Consider the following 25,833-nt stretch of genomic DNA (forward strand, 5'->3'; position numbering starts at 1 on the left):
CTTACCTATAATTTTTAAGCTAGTATATGTTAAAATGCGCATTTATTTTATTTTGCTTGGAGAGTGGACATGTTAGAAGGTGAAATAAGGGGTGAGCTTAGTAAATCAGAGCGCAAGGCTGTAAGAAAGCAGGGAATGTTGCTAGCTAATCTTTATGGTAGGAAAACCCCCAATGTATATGCAACATTTAAGATTAATGATTTTATCCGCTTTGTCAAACACAAACCCAATTTAGATTTCATGGTTAAAATTGGTGAAAATGCCTATAATGTGGTGATTCAATCCTATCAAAAAGATCCCATTAGCAATACGCTTATGCATGTAGATCTAATGGTTTTACAAAAGGGAGTTAAATCCAAGTTTTATATCCCTGTTAAAATCCATGGTGTTGCTGTTGGCATTAAGAATAAAGGGATTTTAATGCTCTCTAAACACCGCATCCATGTAGAGTGCACTCCAGAGCATTTATTTTCTAACTTTGATTTAGATGTTAGCAATCTAGATGTGGGGGACGCTATTTTGGTGCGCGATTTGCAAATTCCTGCTCATGTTAAAGTTTTAGAAAATCCCAATAACGCTGTTGTCGGGGTTATTAAGGCTAAGTAATGTTGCTTGTGGGACTGGGTAATCCCACACCTGCTTATGCTCATACCCGCCACAATGTGGGGTTTGACATCTTAGATTTACTAGCACAAGATCTAGGTGTGCACTTCATACACAAGGCGCAGTATTGTGGCGATTATGCTAGGATAGATTTAATCCACCTACTCAAGCCCACCACTTATATGAATTTATCAGGTCAGGCCTTAGAGGCATTTTTGCGCCACCACAAACCCCGATCGATTTTAATTATCCATGATGATTTAGACTTGCCTTTAGGGACTTTGCGCTTTAAAGCTAAGGGAGGGCATGGGGGGCATAATGGGTTAAAATCTATCATGCAACACTGCTCACAACCTTTTTATAAAATGAAGATCGGGATTGGCCGCGCCCATGAGAATACGCGCGATGCTACTATCTCTTATGTCTTGCAACGCTTTTTAGCACAAGAAGAACCACTCAAACAAGAAGTGTTTACCCACGCCAAACAAGCCCTTTTATTTTATCTCAAAACCCAAGATTTTACAGCCATGCAAAACCAATTCACCCGCAACACATGAGATTGTGGGTATTTGTAGGGTCTTATTATGCTAAATACTGCCTAATTATCTTACTCGCCTTAGAATTTTTCTTCTTAGGCATTGATAGCCTCCAGTATGCCGAAAAATTTCCTAGCGCAGCTAATCTTATCTTGCTATTTTTTGTTTACGATGGACTTTATGCGATTAATTATACCTTGCCCATTTCTCTACTCTTAGGCTTAGTGCTTTTCTACACCGCTTTTATCCGTTCTAACCAATACACGGCTTTACTCTCCATTGGCTATTCCATTAAAGAAATTTTAAAGCCCATGCTTTGGATCAATGGCCTATGTATCCTCATTTATGTAGGGCTAAATGCTACCCCCTTTGTTTATATGCAAGAAAAAGCACAATCCATTATTTACAAAGACAATACAAATAGCATTTCTGAAAATTTATTGGTGAAATATAACAACGATTATATTTACTTTGGCAAGATCAACCCCCTATTACAAAACGCGCAAAATGTTAAGATTTTCATGCTAAAGGATAACCAGCTTAACACCTTTGCTCAGGCTCCAAGTGCTTCTTTTGAGGGGAAATTTTGGGTTTTACACAGCGTTACTCTCTCTACTTTACCCACCCCTTTACTTTTAGGTAAAAAAGGGCTATCTGTTCAAAAACTCCCCCTGCTCAAAACTCTTAAAGGTTTTCGCCCTAAGGTACTAGATACAATTTATCAAAATAAACCCGCTGTTTCTATCACAGATGCTTTTCGCTCTTTACATGTCCTCTACCGCCAAAAAGCAGATACCAAAAAAATTCGGGGGTTTTTATATGTTTCTATCTTTTTGCCATTTTTTGTACCCCTCACAGCTATTTTAATTGCTTACTATACGCCCAATCTAGCACGCTATGAAAATCTCGCGCTTTTAAGTTTAAAATTTATCTTGCTCTCTCTTATTCTTTGGGGGCTTTTCTTTGCTATGGGGAAATTTAGTATCTCAGGTGTGTTTTTACCAGAGGTGGGGGTGCTAGCGCCCTTTATTATTTTAATAGGGGTTAGTTTTTATCACTACACTAGACTTAACAAACGGCTGTAAGCATGGTTTGGCTAAAGCGTTGTAGCTCTGTTAGCATGCTTGAGGAATTTAGATGTTCTTCTATAATTTGCACCACAGCTGAGCCACAAATCACACCGTCTGCTCCCATAGCTAGCGCCCTCTGCATATGATCTGGCTTAGAAATTCCAAATCCTAGTAAGCAGGGTACATCGCTACATTGCTTTAAAGTAAAGATCACTTCTTTAGCCTCTCCTCCTAAAACCTGTTTAGCCCCTGTAACCCCCGCACGGGCTAGTACATAAATATAGGCTTGGCTAAGCGTGGCGATGCGTTCTAAATCTGCTTTTTTAGTGTGTGGGGCGGCGATAAAGACCGGGCTAATCTGGTATTTATATGCTGCTTCCAAAAAAGCCTGACTCTCTATTAAAGGTACATCAGCAACAAGTACGCTATCTACCCCACTCTCAAAGCAAGCGCGATAAAAGTTTTCAATCCCAAAATGATAAATTAAATTAGCATATACCAACAGCCCAATAGGGATTTTAGCGTTATAATCGCGGATTTGAGAAAGCCAATTAAAATTAGAGCGCATATCCACACCCGCTTTTAATGCCCGCAAATGGCTAGCTTGAATCACCACTCCATCAGCCATTGGATCAGAAAAAGCAAAACCTAACTCTAATGCATCAGCTCCCGCATCTATTAAAGTTTTGACAATTTCAAAACTAAGCGCATAACTAGGATCGCCTGACATCATGAAGGGTACAAAAATACCCCGTTTATTAAAAATTTCTGCATATCTCATTGGGTAGCCTCTTAGGTTTCAATGATCTTAGGAACATCAAAATAACCTTCTTGAGATTGGGGGGCTTGTTTTAAAATAGCTTGTGAAACACTAGGGTTATGCACAGCATAATCTTCTCTAAAAGGGGTGTTTTCTTGCTCCAAATCGCCCACTTCTTTTAAATCCATTGTGTTAAGATTTTCCACAAAATCTAACACCTCCTCTAAATGCGCTTTTAATTTATCATGTTCTGAGTTTTCTATTTCTAGCATGGAGAGTTCTGCTAATTGCATTAGCCCCAATGCTACAACCTGTTTTTAGGCGTGTGCGTAAAAATTCTGAGCGCTTTCTAGGGTGTGTAAAGTACAACCGGCGGAGGCGGGTTAAAAAAGCGTTTTAAATCATAGATAAAACCTTGAGGCAAAAGAAGAGAAGGTATTTCTAAATTTCTAAAAACACCATGCCCGATTACCAAAATAATGGCATGGTAGGTGGGGGTTTTGGGGAGTTGCTCTAAAAGCGAAGTTTGATACAGCTCTTCAAGGGCTTTAGAATCAATGAGAGGATCAAAAAGGGCTACACAGCACCCAAAAGATTCTAATTCTTGTTTTAAAAGCAGGCTTTGGGTGTTGCGCAAGTCATTACAATTTTCTTTAAAACTCACCCCTAAGAGTAAAATTGAAGCCCCTTGTATGGGTAGTTTGTGGGTATTGAGTAATTGGGTGATTTTAGAGGCGATAAAATTTGGCATGGCATTATTAATTTGTCTAGTGATCTGGATTAAAGCCGGATCATAATTTAGCTGTTTGGCTAAAAATGCCAAGTAATACGAATCAATGCCAATACAATGCCCGCCCACAAAACCCGGGGTAAAGGGTAAAAAATTCCATTTTGTTTGGCAGGCATCTAAAACTTCATAAAGAGGAATATCAAGACGGGCTAATAACATGGCCATGTCATTCATAAAGGCGATGTTTAAATCTCTTTGCGTGTTTTCTAAAATCTTAGCACTCTCGGCTATTTCTATGGAACTAGTCAGATAAGTCGGTGCGATATGGCTATAAAGCCAGTCAACATAGCGCGCGCTTTCTGGCGTACTCCCAGAGGTGAGTTTAACAATTGTGTGTAAAGGCCTTTTTTCTCCAACATTGATTCGCTCAGGGGAATAGCCGATAAAAAAATCTTGGTTATAAATAAGTTTACTAGCTTGTTCTAATAAGGGAGCGCAAAATTTTTGTGTGCAAGTAGGATAGGTTGTGGATTCATAGATAACAAGCCCAGATGGGCGCAAAAAAGAACCCACCAGAATAGAGGCGCTTTGGAGTTTAGATAAATCGGGTTGGTTATTTGCATCTATGGGCGTTGGCATCGCAATAATAAAAACATCTACCCCTTTTAAATCGCAAGAATTATTTGTAAAATGCAAAAGGGGGGCTTTTGTAAAATCTATGGGGGCTATTTCTTGGTTGTAATCATGGTGGTTTTGTAATTCACAGATTCGCTTATAAGAAATATCATAGCCAATTGTTTTAAAGTGTGCTCCAAAGGCTAAGGCTAAGGGTAATCCAACATAACCTAAACCCAAAATAGCTAAAGTAGGGTTATTTTTAAACATGGGCGATGATTTGGGCAACTTTTTCTAAATCCTGCATGTTTAAATTTGTGTTTAGCGGTAGGCTTAAAATTTGTTTTGAAACCTTTAGGGCATTGGGGAAGGCTGAGGGAGGATAGCCTAAATGTTTGAGTGCTTCTTGGTGGTGGAGGGGTTTTGGGTAATGGATAGCTGTTTGAATCCCTGCTTGTTTGAGCTTTGCTACTAGCTGATCTCGTTTAGGGTGCAAAATAGGGTATTGAGAATAAATATTTTGGCGGGTGCAGTGTTTTGTCTGGATTGTATCTAGGGGTAGTTGTAAGTTTAAAGGGCTTAAAAGAGTGTGGTAGGTTTTTGCCAAAGCACGCAGACGCTCTAAATGTGTCTTGTAATACTTAAGCTTAACTTTTAATATGCTAGCCTGCAGGGCATCTAATCTAGCATTAAGACCTAAATAAATGTGGCTATATTTTTGGCTTTGGCCATGTACGCGTAGGGCTTTAAGTTTAGCGTATAAGTTAACATCATTACAAAATACAGCCCCCCCATCGCCATAACACCCTAGTGGTTTAGTGGGGAAAAAACTAGTGGTTAAAATATCAGGTGCATCGTTAGTAGCGCTATGATAGGGGGCTAAAAAACTCTGGGCACAGTCTTCAATCACTACTAAATCATGATCTTTTGCAAGCGCCTTTAAAGCATAGCGATCGCTGGCCATTCCAAAAAGACTTAAAGGAAGAATGGCTTTTGTTTTAGGAGTAATTGCCCTTTCTAAGGCTTTTAAATCTAAGTGATAAGTACGCGGATTAATATCTATTAAAACCGGTTTAGCCCCTATGAGTAATAACATTTCTACGGCGGCTATAAAACCAAAAGCAGGCGTGATCACCTCATCTTCACAGCCAATGCCACAGGCTAAAATGGCCAAAAGCAAACTAGCACTCCCACTAGAAGTACCTAAGGCAAATGTAAACTGAGCTTTATTAGCTAACTCTTGTTCTAGCTCTTCTACAACACCCCCTAAAATATAGCGCCCACTTCTAGCACACGCTAAAAGCGCGTCCTCAATTTCTATTGCATGTTCTTGGTGCAAGTCTGCTAGATTATACAGATCCATTAGAGTAAGCGTACTTGGTTATTTTCTAATACATAAATAGAGCCATCTAAGCTATCTATTGCCCGGTTATTTTTAAAAACTAAGGGGTTGAGTGCTTTATCTACAAAGCGCACAAAACGCCCGGGGTTACCCTTAATCATCGCAAAATCCGGTACATCTCTAGTTACAACACTCCCCGCTGCTACAAAGGCATAAGTCCCAATACAAATCCCGCATAAAATCGTCGCATTAGCCCCAATGCTACAACCTGTTTTTAGGCGTGTGCGTAAAAATTCTGAGCGCTTAGTTTTGATAAAACTTCTGGGTCTTAAAACATTGGTAAAAACCACACTAGGCCCAATAAAAACAAAATCCTCACACTCCACCCCCTCATGCAAACTCACATTATTTTGGATTTTACAACCCTGCCCTATGCGGACTCTAGGCCCAATCACACAATTTTGCCCCACACTCACATTTTTACCCAAATAACTTTCCTCTAAAAGGTGGCAAAAATGCCAAATTTTAACCCCCTCTTGGATACAAACACGCGCATCAATATAAGTAGAAGGGTGGATACTAGCGCTAGGGTGAATCAATCTAATACTTTATGGCACAGTGGATGGCAATCTGTATCTGGTTCTGAGGGCTTAGCATGGCGGATGCTATCTACTAGTTCAATTGCAGAGCGCAAATCGTCTAAAGTTAAACCTTCGTTATTGATGATTTGCTGGTAATTTTTTGTATGCAACTCTTCAAAGCCTGTACTAAAATCAATTTCTTGTCCCTCTAGCACTAAATAGCGGTGCGCTTGATCTTGGCGCAATCCTAAACTGCCCGGACTAACAGAGAGAAACCAAGACACTTTAGCATGCTCTAAAGTTAATAACCCTCCCATACAATGGGCTGTGTGTACATGCACCACACTATCCACTACAGAGCCAAAAATATGTAATAGCATGTCAAAGAAATGGATACCAATATTAGCGGCTAATCCTCCACTGCGATCAATATTGCCCTTCCAAGAACTAAAATACCATTTCCCCCGCAAGATGAGGTAGGTAAGAGAAATATGATAAACCTTTGTAGGTTCATTTTGCAAAGTTGCCTGTATATTTTGCTTTAAATCTAACATATTAGGGTGGAGGCGTAGTTGCATGATATTAAACACACGGCGGTTATATTTCTTCTCCAAATTCTTTATTTCGTCTAATTCATTTGGATCAAGTACCAATGGTTTTTCACAAATGGCATTGATCCCATGGCTTAGAGCAAATTCAATATGCTCAAAGTGTAAGTAATTAGGGGTACAAATGGCTAGGAAATCTAAAAATTTCTCCTGATCTTTGCAGTTTAAAATATACTGGTGCAAATCCTCTAAAGAGGTGAAAAATTCACAATCTAAATAATATTGATCCAAAACCCCCACGCTATCATGTACATCTACGGCACAATCTAATACATGCCCGGTTTCATAAATAGCCTTGATATGTCTAGGGGCTATAAATCCTCCAACACCAATGATTCCAAATAACATACATGCTCCTTGATAGCTTGTAAAATAAGTGAAGCGCTATGCCCCTCCCCAAAGGGATGCATACTAGCAAAACTAAGTTTAGGTTGTTCTTTAAGACTTTGCATGGCTATCTGTATAATGCGCGCCTTGTCATGCCCAACTAATACTCCCGCCCCTTCCTCTATTAATACCTGATACTCACTCTGCTCGCGTAAAATTAAAACCGGTGTCTTACAAAAATACGCCTCTTTTTGTAACCCTCCACTATCTGTTAATACAAGGCGCGCATGTTTAAGCATATAAAGAGTTTCTAAATAACTTAGAGGTGGCAAAATATGGGTGTGTTTTAAAAAGAGATTGTATTTTTCTAAGGCCATAGCAGTTCTAGGGTGCAGAGCTAAAAATACCGGTATTTGTTGGGCTAATTCTTCTAAGGCGCTAATAATGGCGTGTAAACAATCTTGGTTATCAATATTGCTTGCTCTATGCAAAGTTGCAAAGAGAAAGTTTTTAGCCTCAAATCCTTGTGGAGGATGGGCATGGTTTTGATAAAACAATACATTATCTAACATCACATCTCCACTAAAATAGAGCTTTTGGTGTGGCTTTGGTTTAAAGGTATGATAGGCCTGTTTAGTGGGGCAAAAAAGGAGTGTACTTAGTTTGTCTGTAGCAATACGGTTATATTCTTCGGGCATGTTAAAGTTATCACTTCTTAAACCCGCTTCAATGTGTATTAGCGGAATATTTAAAAAATGCGCGATCAAACTTCCAGCTAGAGTAGAATTAGTGTCCCCATAAACTAAAATAAAATCCGGGCGCTCTTGAGTACAAATTGTCTTGAGTTTAGCAAACATAAACCCTACATGCTCTAAACGGCTTAGGTGATTAGGGGCTTTTGGTAGGGTATGTGTGGGGCTATCTAGGTGTAATTCTTTGAAAAAATCCATGCTCATGTTAGCTTGGCTGTGCTGGTTAGTGTGGATATAAAACTCTTGGAGTTGGTAGGTGGCATGTGGACTATGGATATATGGATTTTGTTTAAGTGTAGCGCTTAAAGCCCTAGCCTTGATAAATTGCGGCCGCGCCCCTAAAATGGTGTAGAGTTTGACAAGCTTAATACTGGTAGACAATTTCAAAACGTGCGTTAAAGCCCGGTTCTGGTAAAGCCATGCGAATCTGGCCATTTCTAGCAAGCATATCTCCATGCGGGGCATCAGCGCTTGCTTGCCAGACAGAGGTTTGGCTGACATATTGCTTATTTAAAATATTATTAAAGACAGCGGATAAACGCAAACCATTAAAGCGTTTATAAGGCGGTGTCCAGTTGACATAGATATTATGCACACCATACCCGGGTTTATGAATAGGGATTAATCCATAACCCGGATAATAAATGCTGTAGCCGTTATAATACATATTCGTAACAAAGCGGCTTAGCCATGTGAGGCTTAAACCGGCATGTTTAAAGACATAGTCGGCTTTAAGAATGAAAACATTGCCATAGGTGGCGGCTAAAGCATAGGTATCGGCTAATAAATAGTATTTGCCCTTAACATTAGCCGTGGGCCAAGACCTAGCGATAGAAAAAGTACCTGTAAAGCCTTTGTATTTTACATTCCCACTCACTTCATACCCAAAAATAGCAATGGTTTGGGCTAGATTGCCAGTGAGATTTTTAGCCGTAGCATTGCCACCTCCATTTTTAGAAACATCTTGCCCGTAGGAATTAACAAAGTTATTAATCACCTGATAAAAGCCAGCGCCACGGACATTAAAATAAGGGCTATTGTAGTCAAGATTAAATTCTGCATTCTGTCCGATAGCTGGTTTGAGATTCTTTTCATAAATCACACTTGGATCGCGCATTAAGACTCCATCACCGGGTAATGCGCCCTTTGTAACATAGGCATAAGAGAGTTTTAAACCTAAGTTTTCAATGGGGTTATATAAAATAGTGGCACTAGGGCTAAAGCCAGAGGTAAAATGATTATCCCCATTTTTATCTTTTAATAAATAAATATCATAACGCGTACCCGCCCCTATGATGAGGTTTTTTAAGAAGTTGTAATTAGCCTGCACATACCCCCCGATGATATTGCCCACTCCATAGGAATTTTGGGGCAAATCACGATAAGCCGGATTAGCCACGCTCATGTTTTGGTTATACGCATCATCGGGGTCCATGTAGTAGTGGCGATAGGGTAGTCCTGGACCGGTTGGATCATTGGGGTTAATATTGCCCGGATACAAACCATTTTTTTGAGCTAAACCGGAGAAAGCGGTGAGGTTTTGATAAATCGCGCCGTATTCAAAGACATTTGCATAATCAGGGCTAATGGGGTGTTGGACTTTAACATTGACTCCAGAATTAATTAAGAAAATATCGCGTTGCAAAGTCCCTTCTGCATCGGCATTGCCTAAAGTCCAGTCATTAGCTTGCGGGTTTTGCGCATTAGGAGGAGTCATGTCATAGGCTTTATATTTTGGCACCATTTGTTGTCCATTTGTATCTGTACTAATATTATAACCCCCACCGGGTGCAGGAGTGATTGTACCTTTTTCACAACTACTAGGATTAAGCGCGCACCATTGATTCACCTCTTGGATATAATAAGGGTTAGTGGGCTCATTTGAAGTAACTGCAAAGGGATTATTTACCGGTTTATAATTACCATTGCGCACATTTAAAAAGGTTGTTGCGGTGATGCGGGGTTTATTAAAATCGCTTCCGCCTTCATGGTTGTATTTAAAAGAAAGGTTGTGGTTGACATTGATCAAATAAGCCAGCTCTTTACCAAAATCAATTACAAAGGGAGCAGGCTGGGTACCCGGATCATTAGCCTTACTCCAAGCACTAGTGGCATTAGGGCGCAACAAACGAGTAGAGTCATAGCGCGTCATGTTATAACTCACGGCCAGACTGTCCTTTTCATTAAAATAGCCATTGATTTTAAATAAAATATTGTTTTGCTGGCTAGGGCTACCAATGACTTTATCACTTGCAGCTGGATCATCAATATCATAGGTAGGGTGGAAGAGATTTTTCATGGCGTGATTGCCATCGCGATAGTAAAAAATTCTCTGATTTGTGTAATAACCTAAAATATCCCATTTATTAGCGCGATAAGCCGCAATAGTGTTAACGCGGTAGCCAAAATTAGTGTAAAAACTCACCGCAGCACTGCTCCCATAACTTTGCCCCTTGCGCAAAAAATCATTAGCCCCGATGGTTTCCATCGCCATTTTCCCGGCAATAGCTCCCGGTCCAGCTGAAGCACTAGCCGCGCCTTTAATCACATCAATTTCTTTGAGCATTCCTGGATCAATAATGGTGTTGCTATCATGGTGAAATATATTCCCATTTTGTGCCGCCCCATCAATGGTAACGCGCAATAAACGACTTTCCATGCCCCTTACATAGATTTTTTGTGCCATTAATCCCCCACCTGCCACATTCACATCTGCCCTTGTTCTAAATAAATCATTAACCTGATTACTTTGTCGTTGTTGTAATTCTTTACGGTCAATTTTCATCTCATTATTATACTCAAAGGTGCGCTCGCCAAGAGTGGTTACTTTACCTAGAGTCCGTGATTCCTCAGCCAAAAGCGCCCCAACCCCCACCACACCAAAAGCACAAATGGTACGCCCCCATTCCGCAAGGAAGCACACAAAAAGCAAAAAGTCCAACTCATTGATGCAACTAGCTATTTTGAACCTATGGCAAAAAGCTTAGGGAAAAAGAGTAAGCGCCTTAGCCAAGAACACATTGATGCCATTTTTGAGCTTTTTTCTAAACCTGATTAAAGAAGGTAGGATTATCCATGTTTAAGAGCAAGATTTTTACACCACATGCTAAAAAGAGTGCTAAATTAATAAGTGGTGGGGTTTTTTTAGGTGTTTGTACCCTTAGTTTGTCGGCAGAAAATAGCGCGGCCTTTATTGGAGTGGGTTTAGAAGTGGGGCGGGCTAATAAAGAAGTTGTGGGGGAAAAAAATGGGCAATTATTCCAGGTCCCACAAGGCACGGTTGTACTGAGTGCATCTAAACCAGATGCTAACCAAGTTGGGGGGGATCAATGCGTACAGGGAAATTGTAAGGCGGTGTGGTCTAGTGAGACTATGCTAAGTAGTAATGCTAATAATCCCGGGCGTAACCAACCCATGTTTGGGCTCAATGTTTTAGCAGGCTACAAACAATTTTTTGGCAAAAAGAAGTGGTTTGGGTTGCGTTATTATGGCTTTTTTGACTATGGGCATAGTAATTTTTCTAATGCTACAGCTTCTAATCGCGTGAGTGTGTTTTATCTTAACGATGCTAAGGTGGATATGTACACCTATGGAGCAGGAATAGACATGCTTTTTAACATCATTAATAAAACTAAGTTTGTCTTTGGTCTTTTTATAGGATCACAATTTGCGGGCAATTCTTGGACGAGTAATAAGGCAAATTATTTTAATCAAGGCTATGTGATTGGCACTGTCCCCGGAGAATGTGCTTATATTCCAGATAGTGATAATCCTTGTAATGGTTCTACTCCCACTACAGATATTGGCACGAGTGGAAATATTAACCCTGCTTCTTTAAAAACCACAGGCCCCCTAAAACACAGTATCAACAGTACGCATTTTCAATTTTTAGTCAATGTGGGTTTGCGCACCAATATCATCAAACACCACGGGGTAGAATTTGGGATAAAAATCCCCACTTTGCCCAGTCTATACTACAAGGGAAGCGCTTGGAAGAGCAATAATCTTTACACGCTACAAGAAACTTTTAGACGGCAATATTCCATGTATTTGCGCTATATTTATAGCTTTTAGTTAGACAAGTACACAAAAGTACACCAGCGCTAAAAGCGCAAAACTACAGCGGTTTTAGATAAAACTCTTAGATTTTTGCGATGATTTCTTAAAAAGTTAGCCCTCTAAACTCTTTAAGGGGTTTTCCCATATCCTTTAAAATACAAACCACACAAAATACAGGAGCTAAAAATATTTTTAGCAGATAGGCGCTTTAAACTTATGTTAAAATGCGCAAGATTTTGATATTTTTATTTTTTCACAAGGGGGAGAATATGGACGGAGTGCAGTTTCAGCCCATTATCAATTTTATTTGGGACATCGCTAACTTGCTTAGAGATCACTACAAAAGGGGCAAGTATAGAGATGTGATTTTACCAATGACGGTCATTAGGCGCTTAGATGCAATCTTAGAGCCCACAAAACAAAAGGTGCTAGCAAAATATAAAGAATGTAAAGAGAAAGGGCTTTTAGAAAAAGGAATTGAAGCGCCACTTTTATGTGATGCAAGTAAACAAAAATCTACATTTAATGCAATATTACGCTTCGCTGTTTGCTTCTAAAGCACTTCAGCAGAGTTTAGGTCAATATGCTTACGGCATTATGAAAATCAGAGAAAGTATAGACTTTATGAGCTTTAAACAGATGCTTTTGCCAGTCCCTCCCCTAAAAGAACAACACGCTATAGCCGCCTTTTTAGATCACAGGCTAGCCAAGCTAGATACTTTGATTACTAAATTACAAACACAAATACAAGACTTAAAAGATTATAAAAGCGCGCTTATTAGTGAGGCTGTTTTAGGCCAAATCCCTCTAAAGGCAAAGCATGCAAAGATACAATGAAAAATCCTTTGAAGACTTAATAGAGAAGCATTTACTCCAAAGTAAATACATTAAAGGTAACCCCAAAGACTATGATAAAGCGCTTTATGATAATGCTTGTGGGAGTGGCGGGATGCTCACCGAGTCTAAAGCCTTTATTAAGAATTTGCAACCAACAGCTGAGATTAATTTATATGGACAAGAGGTTAACCCTGAAACTTATGCAATCTGTAAGGCAGATATGCTAATTAAGGGGGAAAACCCAGAGAATATTAAATTTGGCTCAACCTTGAGTGATGATCAGTTTAAACAAACCCCCTAACCAAAAAAATCCAGATACTTGGCCTTTGGTAAGAGTTATGGGAATGAGCAAGAGAAATGTAAAAATGATTCGCGCTTTGCAGTGGGGCTTACAGGGGTTGGTGATGGGCAAATGATGTTTTTACTCAATATGATTAGTAAGATGAAAGACACCCCTTTAGGCTCGCGCATTGCCTCTATACACAATGGGAGCGCGCTATTTAACAGCGATAGCGGGCAGGTGGCTATTAGAAGCCATATTATCACAAGCCCTAGATAATGGGTTATCATATATGAGCACTAAACTAGAGGGGGCTAAGACACACTTTAGCCCCTTTAATAGAGGGCTAAATGACGGGAGTGGGGAACTTGATAGAGAATGTGGCGCGGCATATATGCAACTAGCTATTTTGAACCTATGGCAAAAAGCTTAGGGAAAAAGAGTAAGCGCCTTAGCCAAGAACACATTGATGCCATTTTTGAGCTTTTTTCTAAACAGATAAAAGGCCCGCAAGCGGTATACCACCAGTTAGATGTGGTGAGGAAGTTATGCCAGATTGTGCAAAAAGAGGGTGTGGGAGGGCGCTATTTAATCCAGCATAGCGCAGGCAGTGGTAAGAGTAATTCTATTGCATGGCTAGCCTGTGCTTTGGTGGGTTTAAGTAAACAAGAAAAGGTGATTTTTGATAGTGTATTAGTGATCACCGATCGCATCATCTTAGATCGCCAATTACAAGACATAATTGAAGCCTTTTGCCCTATTAAAGGGGTTGTAGGGGCTATCGAAGAGAAAATCCCGCTTAAAGAGGATAAAGACACTTATTTTTTAGAGCTTTTAGAGCAAATTAGGCCCCAGATAGGCTTTATTAAGGGCCAAAGCATTAAAGTGGGGTATGAAATCTTGTTTAACCAACACTTTTATCGCCCCACAGAGGCTAAAAGCGCGCGTACTATCCAACAAGAAATTAGAGAGCTAGAGGGGGAAATCCAAGAACTTTTAGATGAGATTTTGGCATGAAGGGGTTTAAAAAGATTAAAGGGTTAGGTCAAATCCCGGTGCATTCTAAAAAGTTGGTGGATTTATTTAAAGTTAGAAATGGCTACACCCCCTCTACAAAGAGTCGCGCCTTTTGGTGTGGTTTAAAGGGGGGTTCAAAGTGAAATGGGTGAGATTGGGGGAGATATTAAGCTTAGAGTATGGGGATAGTTTACCCGAATATAAAAGAATAACAGGAAAATATCCTATAATGGGATCTAACGGAGTTGTAGGTTACCACAACACTTTTTTAATCAGGAGTCCTGCCATTATTGTTGGGCGTAAAGGCTCAGCGGGAAAAGTGAATTACATAGATCAGGATTGTTACCCCATAGATACAACTTATTTTGTCCGCGGGCTAAGGCTATGGTGATTACAGATTCACGCAAGAGTTCTTACTAATCTGCAGTTGGAACATCTAAAGACGGGTGGAGGAGTTCCCGGATTAAATCGTGAACATGTGTATCAAATTCTTATCCCCCTCCCCCCTTTAAAAGAACAACATGCTATCGCTACTTTTTTAGATCATAAATGCGCTAAAATTGTAGCGTGCATTGCTAAAAAGACGCGTATGCTTGCTCTTTTAAAGGAATATAAACAGGCCTTAATCTCAAAAATAACCACTAAGGGGCTAAACCCACAAGAGCTTAAGCAACCGAGCGGGGTAGCGTGGCTTGGAGATATTCCGGGGGATTGGACCCAGATAAAAAAGGGGAGAATTTTTAAAATTAGGGATGAGATTAACAAGGACAGAGCCATTACTTTAATTTTATCTTTGGTTAAGGATATTGGCGTTTTACCCTATTCAGAAAAAGGGAATATTGGAAATAAAGCCAAAGCGGATTTATCGCAATATCAAGTTGTGAGGTCTGGGGATTTAGTTCTTAATAAAATGAACGCTGTTATTGGCTCTCTAGGTGTTTCAAATTTGTTGAGATGCAATGGTATAACGCTACAGCGCCTTAGAGAAGGACTTACAACAAGAGTTTTATAGCAAAGCAAAAGCTCGCTGTTTGCTTCTAAAGCACTTCAGCAGAGTTTAGGTCAATATGCTTACGGCATTATGAAAATCAGAGAAAGTATAGACTTTATGAGCTTTAAACAGATGCTTTTGCCAGTCCCTCCCCTAAAAGAACAACGTAGTGGCGCTTAAGCAATATCGTTTAGAAAAAGAACAAGAGGCTATTTGATTACTAAATTACAAAACAAAATACAAGACTTAAAAGATTATAAAAGCGCGCTTATTAGTGAGGCTGTTTTAGGCCAAATCCCTCTAAAGGCAAAGCATGCAAAGATACAATGAAAAATCCTTTGAAGACTTAATAGAGAAGCATTTACTCCAAAGTAAATACATTAAAGGTAACCCCAAAGACTATGATAAAGCGCTTTGTTTAGACACTAATTTGTTATGGGAGTTTTTAAAAACCACCCAGCCTAAACAAATAGAGGAATTACAAAAACGCCAAAGAGGTACGGATTTACAAAAAAACTTCTTTGAGCGTTTAAAGAGCCAAATAGAAAAAGAGGGTTTGCTTAAGATTTTAAAAGAGGGGGTGGAGGTTTTAGGCGTGTTTTTTAAACTTGCCTATGACAAACCCCCTAACCAAAAAAATCCAGATACTTGGAAAAACTACCAAAGTAATCTTTTTTCTGTAGTGCGCCAGTTACACTATAGCACTAAAAATAACAACTCTTTAGACATGGTGATCTTTTTAAATGGTTTGCCACTCTTTAGCTTTGAGCTTAAAAATAAATTAAGCGGGCAAAGCGTGGTGGATGCAATAGAGCAGTATAAAAAAGATCGCAGCCCGCATGAAAGCCTATTTACACACCACACCCTCGCGCATTTTGCCCTAGATAATGATTTAGTGTATATGAGCACTAAACTAGAGGGGGCTAAGACACACTTTAGCCCCTTTAATAGAGGGCTAAATGACGGGAGTGGGGAACTTGATAGAGAATGTGGCGCGGGTAATCCAGCCACAGATAGCATAAAAACAGCTTATTTATGGGAAAAAATCTTACAAAAGGATAGTTTATTACATTTAATCTTACAGATGATCAAACCGGGGGGTAAATCAAATACTGTGATCTTTGCTAGATACCACCAGTTAGATGTGGTGAGGAAGTTATGCCAGATTGTGCAAAAAGAGGGTGTGGGAGGGCGCTATTTAATCCAGCATAGCGCAGGCAGTGGTAAGAGTAATTCTATTGCATGGCTAGCCTGTGCTTTGGTGGGTTTAAGTAAACAAGAAAAGGTGATTTTTGATAGTGTATTAGTGATCACCGATCGCATCATCTTAGATCGCCAATTACAAGACATAATTGAAGCCTTTTGCCCTATTAAAGGGGTTGTAGGGGCTATCACAAAAGGGAGTAGACAACTTAAAGAGGCCATATCTGAGGGCAAGAAGATCATCATTAGCACGATTCAAAAATTCCCCTATATCTTAGAGGATATCCCTTCCATGCGTGATAAAAAATTTGCCATTATCATAGATGAGGCGCATTCCTCTCAAGGGGGTAAGTACGCCCAAGACCTTGCTAAGACCACAGGGAAAGACCAGGAGAACCAACAAGAAGACTTAGAGACATTTTTAAACAAGGCTATTCAAGCTAAGAAATTCCAACCAAACGCTTCTTATTTTGCCTTTAGCGCCACGCCTAAGCCTGAAACTTTAGAGCTTTTTGGCATGCAAACAAGTCAAGGGAAGTTTATCCCCTTTCATCTATATTCTATGAAACAAGCCATTGAAGAGGGATTTATTTTAGATGTACTTGCCCACTACATTACTTATAAAGATTATGCTAAAGTTATGTCTACAATCCTAAATGATCCACACTATGAAAAAAACCTAGCTCTTAAAAAACTTAAGCGTTATATTAGAGATCACCCCAAAAGCATTCAGGCTAAAACAGAGGTAATGCTTAATCATTTTTATAGCTATGTGCACACCCAAATTAAGGGGCGGGCTAAGGCTATGGTGATTACAGATTCACGCAAGAGTGCCCTTGAATATTTTAAAGCTTTTCAAGCACAACTAAAGCAAGAAGGATACCCGCATAAGGCCTTAGTGGCCTTTTCAGGGGAGATTAACTTAAAAGGAAAAACTTATAGCGAAGCTAGCTTAAATCACATGCCAGAAACATACACACCTAAAGCCTTTGAAAAGGATGATTATCGCTTTTTAATTGTGGCAGATAAATACCAAACCGGTTTTGATCAACCCTTGTTACACACGATGTATGTAGATAAAGTCTTAAGCGGTGTGGCTTGCGTACAAACCCTCTCGCGTTTAAACCGCACACACCCAGATAAAAAAAAACACTTGTATTTTAGATTTTGTTAATAACGCTCAAGAGATTATTAAAGCCTTTGAACCTTACTACAAACAAAACTCTTTAGAAGGACCTAGCGATCTTAATAAGCCCTTTGATCTCAAAACACACTTAAATAATTATGAGGTATACACCCAAGAAGAAGTAGAAGCTTTTAATTTAGCCCTCTTTAACAATGCCCACTTATTTCAAATCCATGTCATGTTAGATGCAATGGTACAACGCTACAGCGCCTTAGAGAAGGACTTACAACAAGAGTTTTATAGCAAAGCAAAAGCCTATATCAAAGGATACGAGTTTTTGGTACAAATTTTGCCCTTTGAAGACATCTCTTTAGAAAAACTCTTTAGATTGCTTGTAGAACTCATTAAAAAACTACCAAGAGATAAAAATCCAGAGGATATTACTAAAGTAGTGGCGCTTAAGCAATATCGTTTAGAAAAAGAACAAGAGGCTAAACTAACACTCACAGGCCAAACAGAGCTAAAGCCCTTTCAAGCAGATAGTACAAAAGCGCCACAAACCCACTTAGAAAAGCTTTCAGAAATTTTAGATACTTTCCATAGAGATCAAGGAATTATGTTAGATGAGAATGCCAAACAAGCTAAAGCTAAAACCATAAATAACATCCTAGATAACATGTATTCAAATCCAAATTTCGTAGAAAATTTCAGGCACGCTGATTTACAAAATAAACTGACTTCTTTTAAAAACAAGCTTGAAGAGCAACTCCCTTACTTGTTTAACAATCAGGTGCGGCCTCCCCTGTTTGTAACCACCGCGCTAGCTTTTTCATGAGAGGCTCCCAATCTGGATCGGTGTTATCTGTTACTAAAATCTCACCTTCCTTAAAAATATTCATGTGATCTAAGCTATTAATCAATCTTTATTTGTGGCTTTTAATCTTGTAAAACTTGCTTATCAAACAAAAATTGTACCAAAAGATCATACCCTTTTTAATTCCCCACAAAATACCGTTTAGATAGCCAAATTTATAATTGAGGGTGTAAAATCAAATTAACCCACTCTCTCACCGCTCCCTCTCCTCCATTTTTTGTTAAAACTACAATATGGGGTAAACTTTTAAGACTCTCTTGGGCGTTGTTAGGACAAGCTTTTAAACCTGCTTCTTTTAAAAGGGGCAAGTCATTAATATCATCGCCTATATAAGCCACTTGGGCTAATGAGATATTCTCCTGAGCACAAATAGTACGCGCCGCTTCTAGTTTGCCCTCAGGGCTACAACCTTGATAAAGGTAATCCAGTTTAAGTTTTTTAGCGCGGTGTTCTACAATGGGTGTAACCTCGCCTGTTAAAATACCGGTTTTGATCCCAGCACTTTTAAGTAATCCAAAACCCACCCCATCGGCTACATAGAATTTTTTAAATTCCCTCCCATCTTCTAAATAATACATGCCCCCATCTGTGAGTGTTCCATCACAATCGCATAAAAAAACTTTAATATCTCTCATGTTAAAGCACCCTATCAGTTTATAAGTTCTCCAATGCTACCCTAAATTTGACTAAACAACGCAATTTCTAAACGGCGGCTAGTCTTATATTGGGCGGTTTAAAATACAATTTGTTGGCGCGGGGAGAAAGTGGGGTATTTGTATTTAAAAACCTCTACTTTATGAAATTCTTAGTACTTCTCACCACCTTTTTTAAATTTTAGTATCCCACTCGTAAAAACCTAGATCGCTCTCTTTGAGTCGGTGTTTTTGCTGGATAACTTTATAAAGTGTCTTCTTAATATCCTTAAGCCGCCACTCCTCCCCTTTAATAGCCCCCTCTAGCAGACAATCACACACAAACTTATGGCAGTTATAGCGCTCTAATCCAGCAGTTATACGGTAATCTAATTTTTTACCCACAGATTCTAAAGCCCTCTTTGCAACATACTCTAGCCCGCCTATAATCTGTACATATTCCTCGCCTTGCTATTTTTCTCCCCTGTTTTAGTACATCTACTTAAAACATAAATCCCCTTGTAAGAAGCCTTTTTTAAAAAACCTTGAGGGGTTGTTTGGCGCACCTCTCCATTGCTACTCAATTCCACAATTACGCCACCACCCACATAAACCCCCGAATGCTCCATTAAATCCCCCAACAAATCACAACAAAGAATATCCCCCACCCCCGGCTTTTTTACCACACCCTGCAAGTGCTTATAAGTTTTATAAACATAATATGCCAACCCCGCCCCCATTCCTATTTTTTAAGCACGGTTGAGTTCTTTTTCTAGCTGCACGACTTGATTCCAAGTATGAATCACAGAGTCCGGATTAAGAGAGAGTGAGGAAATCCCCTCTTTGACTAAAAACTTAGCCACCTCTATATAATCACTAGGCGCTTGCCCGCAAATGCCGCAGTATTTGCCATGCCTTTTGCAAGCTTCAATTGCCCGCCTAAACATCTCAAACATTGCCGGGTTGCGCTCATCAAATACATGGCTTACAAGTTGCCCGTCTCGATCCACACCTAGCGTTAGCTGGGTTAGATCATTTGAGCCAATAGAAAAACCGTCAAAGAGACTTAAAAAATCATCGGCCATGATCACATTAATAGGCAACTCACACATAATATAAAGCTCTAAGCCATTTTTACCAGACTCTAGCCCGTTTTTACGCAAAATTTCTAAAACCTTTTTTGCCTCCTCTACGGTGCGCAAGAAAGGAATCATAATTTTCATATTAGTCAGTCCCATTTGCTCACGCACCATGCACAGCGCCTCACATTCCCAAGAAAAAGCTTCTTTATACAAATCAGAATAATAACGGCTCGCCCCGCGGAAACCTAGCATCGGGTTTTCCTCATGGGGTTCATAAACAGAACCACAAAGCATGCGGGCATACTCATTAGATTTAAAATCACTGGTACGCACAATCACAGGTTTAGGATAAAAGGCCGCACTAATCATTCCCATTCCCTCAGCAATCTTTTTAATGAAAAAATCCTTAGGGCCTGCATAGCCTGCAATCAAAACCTCTACTTTTTTATGCTCATTGATATTTTTATTGTTGTGCAAATCTACCAAAGCTAGAGGGTGGACTTTGATTTGATTGAGCATAATAAGTTCCATGCGCGCTAAACCCACGCCATGGTTAGGGATTTGGGAGAATTGAAAGGCCTTTTCAGGGTTACCAATATTAAGATAAATCTTAGTTTTTGGTTCTTCTAAGTGATCTAAGGCTGTACGCTCTATTTCAAAGTCATGAAAACCCGCATAAATATAGCCCTCCTCCCCTTCTGCACAAGAAATGGTGATCTCCATGCCCGTATAAAGCGACTCTGTTGCCCCCAAAGCCCCTACAATAGTAGGTACGCCAATTTCACGCGCCACAATGGCTGCATGGCAGGTGCGGCCTCCCCTGTTTGTAACCACCGCGCTAGCTTTTTTCATGAGAGGCTCCCAATCTGGATCGGTGTTATCTGTTACTAAAATCTCACCTTCCTTAAAAATATTCATGTGATCTAAGCTATTAATCACGCGCACTTTGCCCGCTCCAATTTTATTCCCAATAGCCCGCCCTACAAGTAAGATTTCTCTTTTCTCCTCTGTTTTAAAGCGATACTTCTCATAAACCCGCTCTTGGCTCTTTTTCTGACTTTGCACAGTCTCAGGGCGGGCTTGTACAATAAAAATATCCCCACTATCTCCATCTTTAGCCCATTCAATATCCATAGGGCGATACTGCCCGGCCTCTTTGCTGTAATGTTCCTCTATGATAATGGCATAGCGAGCTAAACTTAACAAATCCGCATCGCTAAGAGAAAAACTGCTTTTTTCCTTTTGGGTAGTGGGTATGGTTTTAGTGGGGTTTTCGCTCCCACGACTAGCATAGACAATTTTTTGGGCTTTGCTACCCAGTTGGCGTTTAATAATGGGCTGTTTGCCCAGTAAAAGCGTAGGCTTAAAGACATAAAACTCATCTGGATTAACAAGCCCCCCTACCACACTCTCACCAAGTCCCCAGTTAGAAGTAATAAAGATCGCATCTTTAAAGCCCGTTTCAGTGTCTAGTGAAAACATCACGCCCGCACTCCCTTTATCTGATCGCACCATTTTTTGCACCCCCACACTCAAAGCCACTTTAAGGTGATCAAAACCCCTAGAGGCGCGGTAACTAATAGCACGATCGGTAAAAAGTGAGGCTAAACAAGCCTTGATGTAGTGGACTAATTCTGTTTTGCCTTTGATATTTAAATAGGTATCTTGTTGTCCAGCAAAAGAGGCATCGGGTAAATCCTCTGCTGTTGCTGAACTGCGCACTGCTACATCTGCCTCGCGCATTTTATACTCATCGCTTAGCATCTTATAAGCCTGAAAAACTTCATCGCGTAAATTGGCTGGAAAAGGCGTACCAAAGATAAGCTCGCGGATTTGTTTGGATCGTTGTTTAAGTACATCTAATTCAGTGGCATCTACATTTTCTAAAAGCCTAATAATTTGCTCTTTAATGCCTCCATGTTCAAGCAAATACCAGTAGGCTTGGCTGGTGATAGCAAAGCCATTAGGGACTTTAATCCCATTGGGTACAAGTTCTTGAAACATCTCCCCAATACTGGCATTCTTGCCCCCCACTAAAGCCACATCTTTATTATTTAATTCTTTATAAAAGCGGATATATTGCACGTGTACCCCTTAATTTAAAAATCCTTAATTATAACATGGGAGGGATTGTAGGCTTTTAAAATAGTGCTTTGTTACAGCAAAATCAAGCAAGTACAGATCTAATTAAGCCTACCTACGCACCTTGTTTTCCTGTTATAATCCTTGCCAGTAGTTGTAAAGTAGTTGGCGGTTTTAGATTGTTTATCAAGGATGAAAGATGGAAGAGAGAAATAAAGGTTTTGGCCTTACATGTGAGATAGTATCTATTGCTAATCTTTGTAAGATGAGCCTTGAAATTCCAAAATACCAAAGACCTTATGAGTGGGAATTAGATGATTGCGAAAAGCTACTAGAAGATATACAACAAGCTTTTGAGATTAACAATGCAGGTGGTCATTATTTAGGCGGAGTTGTGGTTTATCCAAAAAATGAGAATGCAGATGTGTTTGAGGTTGTAGATGGGCAACAGCGCATCATCACCTTTAACTTGCTTTTTCGTGCTCTTTATGCATATTTTCAAGAACAAAAAGACGCCGACAATGACTATGCCAAAGATTTTGGTAAATGTTTGTGGCACTATGAGAACAATAAAGGTTTAAAGTATGAACAACGCCATTTGAAAAATGTTGCGAGTATGGAGAAAAAAGATGCTAGGGAAGCGCTGGAAAAAATTTTAAGCAAAGAGGCCAAGCTGTCGTATTCAAAAGAGATGAAAAATAAATTGCTTTGCGTTAAAAATTACGAGTATTTCAAAGATAGAATCAAAGAACTCTATGAAGAATGGAATAAAAAAGGTAAATGGGAGAGTTTTTGCAAATTTCTACTTAATAGTCTATGTGTGTCTAAAACGGAGTGTAACAGCAAATATACTGCGATGACGATTTTTAGAACTCATAATACCCGTGGTAAGCAACTTGATGATGCGCATATTTTAAAATCACATTTGCATGAGTTTTATGGGAATAAATCCCCAGAGGCGCTTGAGGATTTTGAGAAAGACTGGGAGGAAATCAGCGAAGGTTTTCATGCAGATTTTAATCTAAACTTTCTCTTCACACAATGCATGCATGTTTTTATGGCTGAGCAAAAAGATATTCAAATTGTCTGTCTTTTATCATTTTTTGAGGAGGGTAAAGGGAAGGAATACTTTGATAAAAAAGAGGAGTTTATGTCCTTTATTAAGATCTTGGCTAGATTTTGGAGTACTCCAGAGGATTATTTAAATGAGCGGGCATTATGCTACTGGCGTGTACTTAATGAATTCCCAAACAAACAATGGGAGCACTTTGTAAGTTGTTTATTGTGGAAGAATAGAGACGCATTTAAACATGCATTCGGAGATTTTCCAGAAGAAGAGGATTCTTCTGATCGCATCTTTAAATTATTAGAGTCCGGGTTATACCGGTTGCTAAGGATCATAATTTTACATATTAAAAAACCCACTGAGTTAAAAACCTTCCTTTTAAAGTTTAACCAAACTGTATTCCACACCATACCCTTAGTGAGTGTACCTAAGTTTCCTTCTCTTGAGGATTTTTGTGAACGCCTTGCTACACAAAAACCAAGACCTTTTTTGCTTTTGTATGCCTATATTCACAACGATTTTCAAGCTATTCCAGAAAAATATACCTACATGGATAAAAAGAGGAAAAAAGAAAGTCCGCTAGAAGTAGAGCACATCCGAGCTAAGTGTAAGCCGTGGGGAGGGCAATATGTAGAGCATATTGGCAATAAGATTTTATTACCAAAATGTTTGAATGCAAAAGCTAGAAATGGGAATTTTAGCCAAAAACAAGATATTTATAAAGAAGCACCGTCTTATCTGACAGAAGTACTAGAATTAGGAAAAGCTGAGCGTTATGGAGCAGAATGGAAAGAGGAATACATCCAAGAGCGTAGTTCAAGAATTTATAAAGGTATTAGAAAGTTTCTTTATTACGATATGTACAAATGATTTAAAAATATGTGCTGAGGTAGTTGTATAGCTAGTGATATTAAAACTACTTTAAAGCTGAGTTAGAAAATCAAGGATCATTACAAGAGGCTAACTCTTTTTAAACACGATTAAGAGAAATATCTACAAGGCTGCCTTTGGCTTTATTGTTAGAACTCTGCCCTATATCCCCTTTGCTAAAGCACTCAATGATAAAGTAAGTGGTGCAGCACTCAGATATCACATTAAAGCCGCATTAAATAAGAGCCACAGCATAGAGGCCTTTAAACAAAATCTTAACAAGATCGCAAATAGAGCTGAGTTTAGTAACGCTACTAGAGCCTTAATTAGAGAGATTGAACAAAATTTAGCTAAGAGTGTGGAGAGTGGGGGGAGTGTTAGCAGTGGAGGAGTAGCTGAAACACAGCTAAAAGCTAGAGGTTTAGAGAGAGAAACACTAGGAGCGGGGCAAAAGCTAGAGGGTAGAGGGCTACAGAATGAGATAGCGGGTGAAGTGCCCCATAACCCAGCCTTTAGCCAAAACTTTAAAGAGTTTTACCACGATCAAAAGGTGCAATCGCTAAACTCATAGAAACTAAAGAGGGGCAAGTTGCAGGGGCATTTTATAGAGAGGATTTAGGCGATATAGGTTTAGTGTGGGGAAAGGCGGGGAGTGCTAAAAGTGATGGTTATGGACTAGCTAAAATTACCAAATACCACCCAGAAGTATCTCTCTACTCCTTCTAAAAATGTTGCTCTGGGTTTGTGTTGTTGTGGAATGTATTTGGCATAAACCTTATAGGTGATCTGTAAGTTCTTATGCCCTAGTGTAGAGCTCACCCATAAGGGCTCTTCGCCTCTTTCTAACATGATGCTAGCAAAGGTATGCCGTGTGCTATAAAGCTTAATGTGTTGGAGCTCTAGGCTTTCAAGTAGTCTAGCCCACTGCTTAGCCATGATCGCTTGTAGTTTAGGATTAGTGCCAAATATGGGGGTATCGTTGTTGATTACATCCATAAATAGGCTAAATTCTTTCAAGCGCTTTTCTATAATGGGTAACATATCTATCACACGGATACTATTAGCTGTTTTAGGGGTGGTTACTTGCCCTAAGCCATTTAAGGCTTTGTTGATGTTGATTGTGTGGTTCTTAAAGTCTATATCTCCCCACTGCAAGGCTAGTATCTCTTCTACTCTCATACCGCTAAAGAAGGCTATGCTTAGGTAGGTCTTTAGGTATGGCTGATCGCATGCTCTTAGTATCTCTAGCACTTGATCTAGGCTAAAGACTTCAATTTTCTTAGGAGCAGGAGCAATTAGGATTTTTTGCTTGTAGTAGGGGGTCTTTTCTAGCTGGCCTCTACTTACACTAAAGTCTAATAAGCTTTTTAGTAGGGTTGTTAAGTGCACAATGCTATTAGTGTTATAGTTGTTCTCAACCAAGCCCTTATAAAAGTTTTTCATATGCTCATGGTTTAGCTTAGCTGTAGGCATGTGTACATCTACATCTAATAACTTCACAATGGCTTTTAGGCGGTTTGCTATGCTGTATTGTGAACTTTGCTTATAGCCAATGTAGCGTTCCTTGAATTCCTCTAGCGTTGTGCTAAGGGGAGTCTCTAGTGGATCAATAACATTATAAAAAATTTAGTTTGAAAGCGGGATTATTTGAAACCGGGTAAGAACTCATTAATGGAGTCTGTTTTGATACCATTTATCACTAATTGATAATATCTAATTTACCTATTTTCTTATTCGCCTTGTTAATTGGAGGCTTTGTTGCACTTTGCTTAACGATTTGAAGTTGCGGG

General features: G+C 39.4%; 26 protein-coding genes and 3 pseudogenes. 15 read left to right on the forward strand and 14 right to left on the reverse strand.

What is annotated here, in order from left to right; all coding sequences use genetic code 11:
* The first annotated feature begins 69 nt into the window (after nucleotides 1-69).
* The 3 genes from OO773_RS04825 to OO773_RS04835 are packed head-to-tail and all read left to right on the forward strand — an operon-like array spanning nucleotide 70 to nucleotide 2,224.
* Nucleotides 70-606, forward strand: coding sequence for a 50S ribosomal protein L25/general stress protein Ctc (locus OO773_RS04825; RefSeq protein ID WP_034376321.1), 537 nt, complete (start codon nucleotides 70-72; stop codon nucleotides 604-606).
* The gene (gene pth / locus OO773_RS04830; protein WP_006564863.1) at nucleotides 606-1,160 is read left to right on the forward strand and encodes an aminoacyl-tRNA hydrolase; all 555 of its coding nucleotides are present in this window, start codon (nucleotides 606-608) and stop codon (nucleotides 1,158-1,160) included. The genes OO773_RS04825 and pth overlap by 1 nt, the downstream gene beginning before the upstream one ends.
* On the forward strand, nucleotides 1,157-2,224 hold the full coding sequence (locus OO773_RS04835) for an LptF/LptG family permease (RefSeq protein ID WP_006564862.1): 1,068 nt from the start codon (nucleotides 1,157-1,159) through the stop codon (nucleotides 2,222-2,224). Before pth ends, OO773_RS04835 begins: the two co-directional genes overlap by 4 nt.
* Here the strand turns inward: OO773_RS04835 and trpA are convergent.
* Genes trpA through OO773_RS04875 form a run of 8 tightly spaced genes read right to left on the reverse strand, consistent with a single transcriptional unit; the run spans nucleotide 2,208 to nucleotide 10,817 of the window.
* Complete coding sequence (gene trpA / locus OO773_RS04840) at nucleotides 2,208-2,990, reverse strand: tryptophan synthase subunit alpha (protein WP_006564861.1); 783 nt, start codon at nucleotides 2,988-2,990, stop codon at nucleotides 2,208-2,210. The two genes, OO773_RS04835 and trpA, sit on opposite strands and share 17 nt — an antisense overlap.
* 11 nt (nucleotides 2,991-3,001) lie before the next feature.
* A complete protein-coding gene (gene gatC / locus OO773_RS04845) occupies nucleotides 3,002-3,262 on the reverse strand; it encodes an Asp-tRNA(Asn)/Glu-tRNA(Gln) amidotransferase subunit GatC (RefSeq protein ID WP_264828453.1) in 261 nt (86 codons plus the stop codon).
* A 56-nt stretch (nucleotides 3,263-3,318) separates the two neighbouring features.
* Nucleotides 3,319-4,584 (reverse strand): nucleotide sugar dehydrogenase, encoded by a 1,266-nt coding sequence (locus OO773_RS04850; RefSeq protein ID WP_040499297.1) that lies wholly within the window; start codon nucleotides 4,582-4,584, stop codon nucleotides 3,319-3,321.
* The gene (locus OO773_RS04855; protein WP_034376316.1) at nucleotides 4,577-5,677 is read right to left on the reverse strand and encodes a DegT/DnrJ/EryC1/StrS family aminotransferase; all 1,101 of its coding nucleotides are present in this window, start codon (nucleotides 5,675-5,677) and stop codon (nucleotides 4,577-4,579) included. The genes OO773_RS04850 and OO773_RS04855 overlap by 8 nt, the downstream gene beginning before the upstream one ends.
* Nucleotides 5,677-6,261 (reverse strand): acyltransferase, encoded by a 585-nt coding sequence (locus tag OO773_RS04860; RefSeq protein ID WP_100069281.1) that lies wholly within the window; start codon nucleotides 6,259-6,261, stop codon nucleotides 5,677-5,679. Before OO773_RS04860 ends, OO773_RS04855 begins: the two co-directional genes overlap by 1 nt.
* Nucleotides 6,252-7,193, reverse strand: coding sequence for a Gfo/Idh/MocA family oxidoreductase (locus tag OO773_RS04865; protein WP_006564859.1), 942 nt, complete (start codon nucleotides 7,191-7,193; stop codon nucleotides 6,252-6,254). Before OO773_RS04865 ends, OO773_RS04860 begins: the two co-directional genes overlap by 10 nt.
* Complete coding sequence (gene wecB, locus OO773_RS04870; RefSeq protein WP_040499296.1) at nucleotides 7,157-8,311, reverse strand: non-hydrolyzing UDP-N-acetylglucosamine 2-epimerase; 1,155 nt, start codon at nucleotides 8,309-8,311, stop codon at nucleotides 7,157-7,159. The genes OO773_RS04865 and wecB overlap by 37 nt, the downstream gene beginning before the upstream one ends.
* The gene (locus OO773_RS04875; protein WP_193365298.1) at nucleotides 8,289-10,817 is read right to left on the reverse strand and encodes a TonB-dependent receptor domain-containing protein; all 2,529 of its coding nucleotides are present in this window, start codon (nucleotides 10,815-10,817) and stop codon (nucleotides 8,289-8,291) included. The genes wecB and OO773_RS04875 overlap by 23 nt, the downstream gene beginning before the upstream one ends.
* Nucleotides 10,818-10,999: 182 nt before the next feature.
* Between OO773_RS04875 and OO773_RS04880 the strand changes: the two genes are divergently transcribed.
* From OO773_RS04880 to OO773_RS04915, 10 genes and pseudogenes are all read left to right on the forward strand, one after another.
* On the forward strand, nucleotides 11,000-11,998 hold the full coding sequence (locus tag OO773_RS04880) for an outer membrane protein (RefSeq protein WP_006564856.1): 999 nt from the start codon (nucleotides 11,000-11,002) through the stop codon (nucleotides 11,996-11,998).
* 254 nt (nucleotides 11,999-12,252) lie between these two features.
* Nucleotides 12,253-12,441 (forward strand): annotated as a pseudogene (locus OO773_RS04885) (type I restriction-modification system subunit M N-terminal domain-containing protein); the annotation flags it as partial.
* Between the two features lie 67 nt (nucleotides 12,442-12,508).
* Nucleotides 12,509-12,820, forward strand: a complete 312-nt coding sequence (locus tag OO773_RS04890) for a restriction endonuclease subunit S (RefSeq protein WP_264828454.1) — start codon at nucleotides 12,509-12,511, stop codon at nucleotides 12,818-12,820.
* The gene (locus tag OO773_RS09980; protein WP_406600068.1) at nucleotides 12,804-13,121 is read left to right on the forward strand and encodes an N-6 DNA methylase; all 318 of its coding nucleotides are present in this window, start codon (nucleotides 12,804-12,806) and stop codon (nucleotides 13,119-13,121) included. The genes OO773_RS04890 and OO773_RS09980 overlap by 17 nt, the downstream gene beginning before the upstream one ends.
* An 18-nt stretch (nucleotides 13,122-13,139) precedes the next feature.
* Complete coding sequence (locus OO773_RS09985) at nucleotides 13,140-13,379, forward strand: DNA methyltransferase family protein (protein WP_406600069.1); 240 nt, start codon at nucleotides 13,140-13,142, stop codon at nucleotides 13,377-13,379.
* Between the two features lie 99 nt (nucleotides 13,380-13,478).
* Complete coding sequence (locus OO773_RS09990) at nucleotides 13,479-14,117, forward strand: DEAD/DEAH box helicase family protein (protein WP_406600070.1); 639 nt, start codon at nucleotides 13,479-13,481, stop codon at nucleotides 14,115-14,117.
* Nucleotides 14,114-14,260, forward strand: coding sequence for a restriction endonuclease subunit S (locus OO773_RS04900; protein WP_143440960.1), 147 nt, complete (start codon nucleotides 14,114-14,116; stop codon nucleotides 14,258-14,260). Before OO773_RS09990 ends, OO773_RS04900 begins: the two co-directional genes overlap by 4 nt.
* Nucleotides 14,261-14,265: 5 nt before the next feature.
* A pseudogene (locus OO773_RS04905) lies at nucleotides 14,266-14,604 on the forward strand (restriction endonuclease subunit S); the annotation flags it as partial.
* A 102-nt stretch (nucleotides 14,605-14,706) separates the two neighbouring features.
* Nucleotides 14,707-15,129 (forward strand): hypothetical protein, encoded by a 423-nt coding sequence (locus tag OO773_RS04910; RefSeq protein WP_264828749.1) that lies wholly within the window; start codon nucleotides 14,707-14,709, stop codon nucleotides 15,127-15,129.
* A 292-nt stretch (nucleotides 15,130-15,421) separates the two neighbouring features.
* Entirely contained in the window at nucleotides 15,422-17,485 is a 2,064-nt protein-coding gene (locus tag OO773_RS04915) for a type I restriction endonuclease subunit R (protein ID WP_006565221.1), read from the forward strand.
* Between the two features lie 741 nt (nucleotides 17,486-18,226).
* On the opposite strand, the pseudogene OO773_RS04920 reads toward OO773_RS04915, so the two are convergent.
* From OO773_RS04920 to ppsA, 5 genes and pseudogenes are all read right to left on the reverse strand, one after another.
* A pseudogene (locus OO773_RS04920) lies at nucleotides 18,227-18,360 on the reverse strand (PEP-utilizing enzyme); the annotation flags it as partial.
* 106 nt (nucleotides 18,361-18,466) lie between these two features.
* Nucleotides 18,467-18,946: a KdsC family phosphatase gene (locus tag OO773_RS04925; RefSeq protein WP_073115491.1), complete on the reverse strand. Its 480-nt coding sequence runs from the start codon at nucleotides 18,944-18,946 to the stop codon at nucleotides 18,467-18,469.
* A 192-nt stretch (nucleotides 18,947-19,138) separates the two neighbouring features.
* A complete protein-coding gene (locus tag OO773_RS04930; protein ID WP_034376311.1) occupies nucleotides 19,139-19,348 on the reverse strand; it encodes a hypothetical protein in 210 nt (69 codons plus the stop codon).
* A 38-nt stretch (nucleotides 19,349-19,386) separates the two neighbouring features.
* Nucleotides 19,387-19,671, reverse strand: coding sequence for a hypothetical protein (locus OO773_RS04935; RefSeq protein WP_141556994.1), 285 nt, complete (start codon nucleotides 19,669-19,671; stop codon nucleotides 19,387-19,389).
* A 21-nt stretch (nucleotides 19,672-19,692) separates the two neighbouring features.
* Entirely contained in the window at nucleotides 19,693-22,110 is a 2,418-nt protein-coding gene (ppsA, locus tag OO773_RS04940) for a pyruvate, water dikinase (RefSeq protein ID WP_006564851.1), read from the reverse strand.
* Nucleotides 22,111-22,306: 196 nt separating this feature from the next.
* On the opposite strand from ppsA, the gene OO773_RS04945 reads away from it, so the two are divergent.
* Both OO773_RS04945 and OO773_RS04950 read left to right on the forward strand, forming a co-directional pair.
* Entirely contained in the window at nucleotides 22,307-24,043 is a 1,737-nt protein-coding gene (locus OO773_RS04945; RefSeq protein ID WP_006564850.1) for a DUF262 domain-containing protein, read from the forward strand.
* A gap of 358 nt (nucleotides 24,044-24,401) precedes the next feature.
* Nucleotides 24,402-24,614 (forward strand): hypothetical protein, encoded by a 213-nt coding sequence (locus tag OO773_RS04950; protein WP_073115488.1) that lies wholly within the window; start codon nucleotides 24,402-24,404, stop codon nucleotides 24,612-24,614.
* 104 nt (nucleotides 24,615-24,718) lie between these two features.
* Here OO773_RS04950 and OO773_RS04955 read toward each other — a convergent pair whose 3' ends face one another.
* A complete protein-coding gene (locus tag OO773_RS04955; RefSeq protein WP_264828455.1) occupies nucleotides 24,719-25,543 on the reverse strand; it encodes a site-specific integrase in 825 nt (274 codons plus the stop codon).
* Nucleotides 25,544-25,833 lie beyond the last annotated feature (290 nt).

Source organism: Helicobacter suis HS1, assembly GCF_026000295.1.
In the GTDB taxonomy this organism is placed as follows: Bacteria; Campylobacterota; Campylobacteria; order Campylobacterales; family Helicobacteraceae; genus Helicobacter; species Helicobacter suis.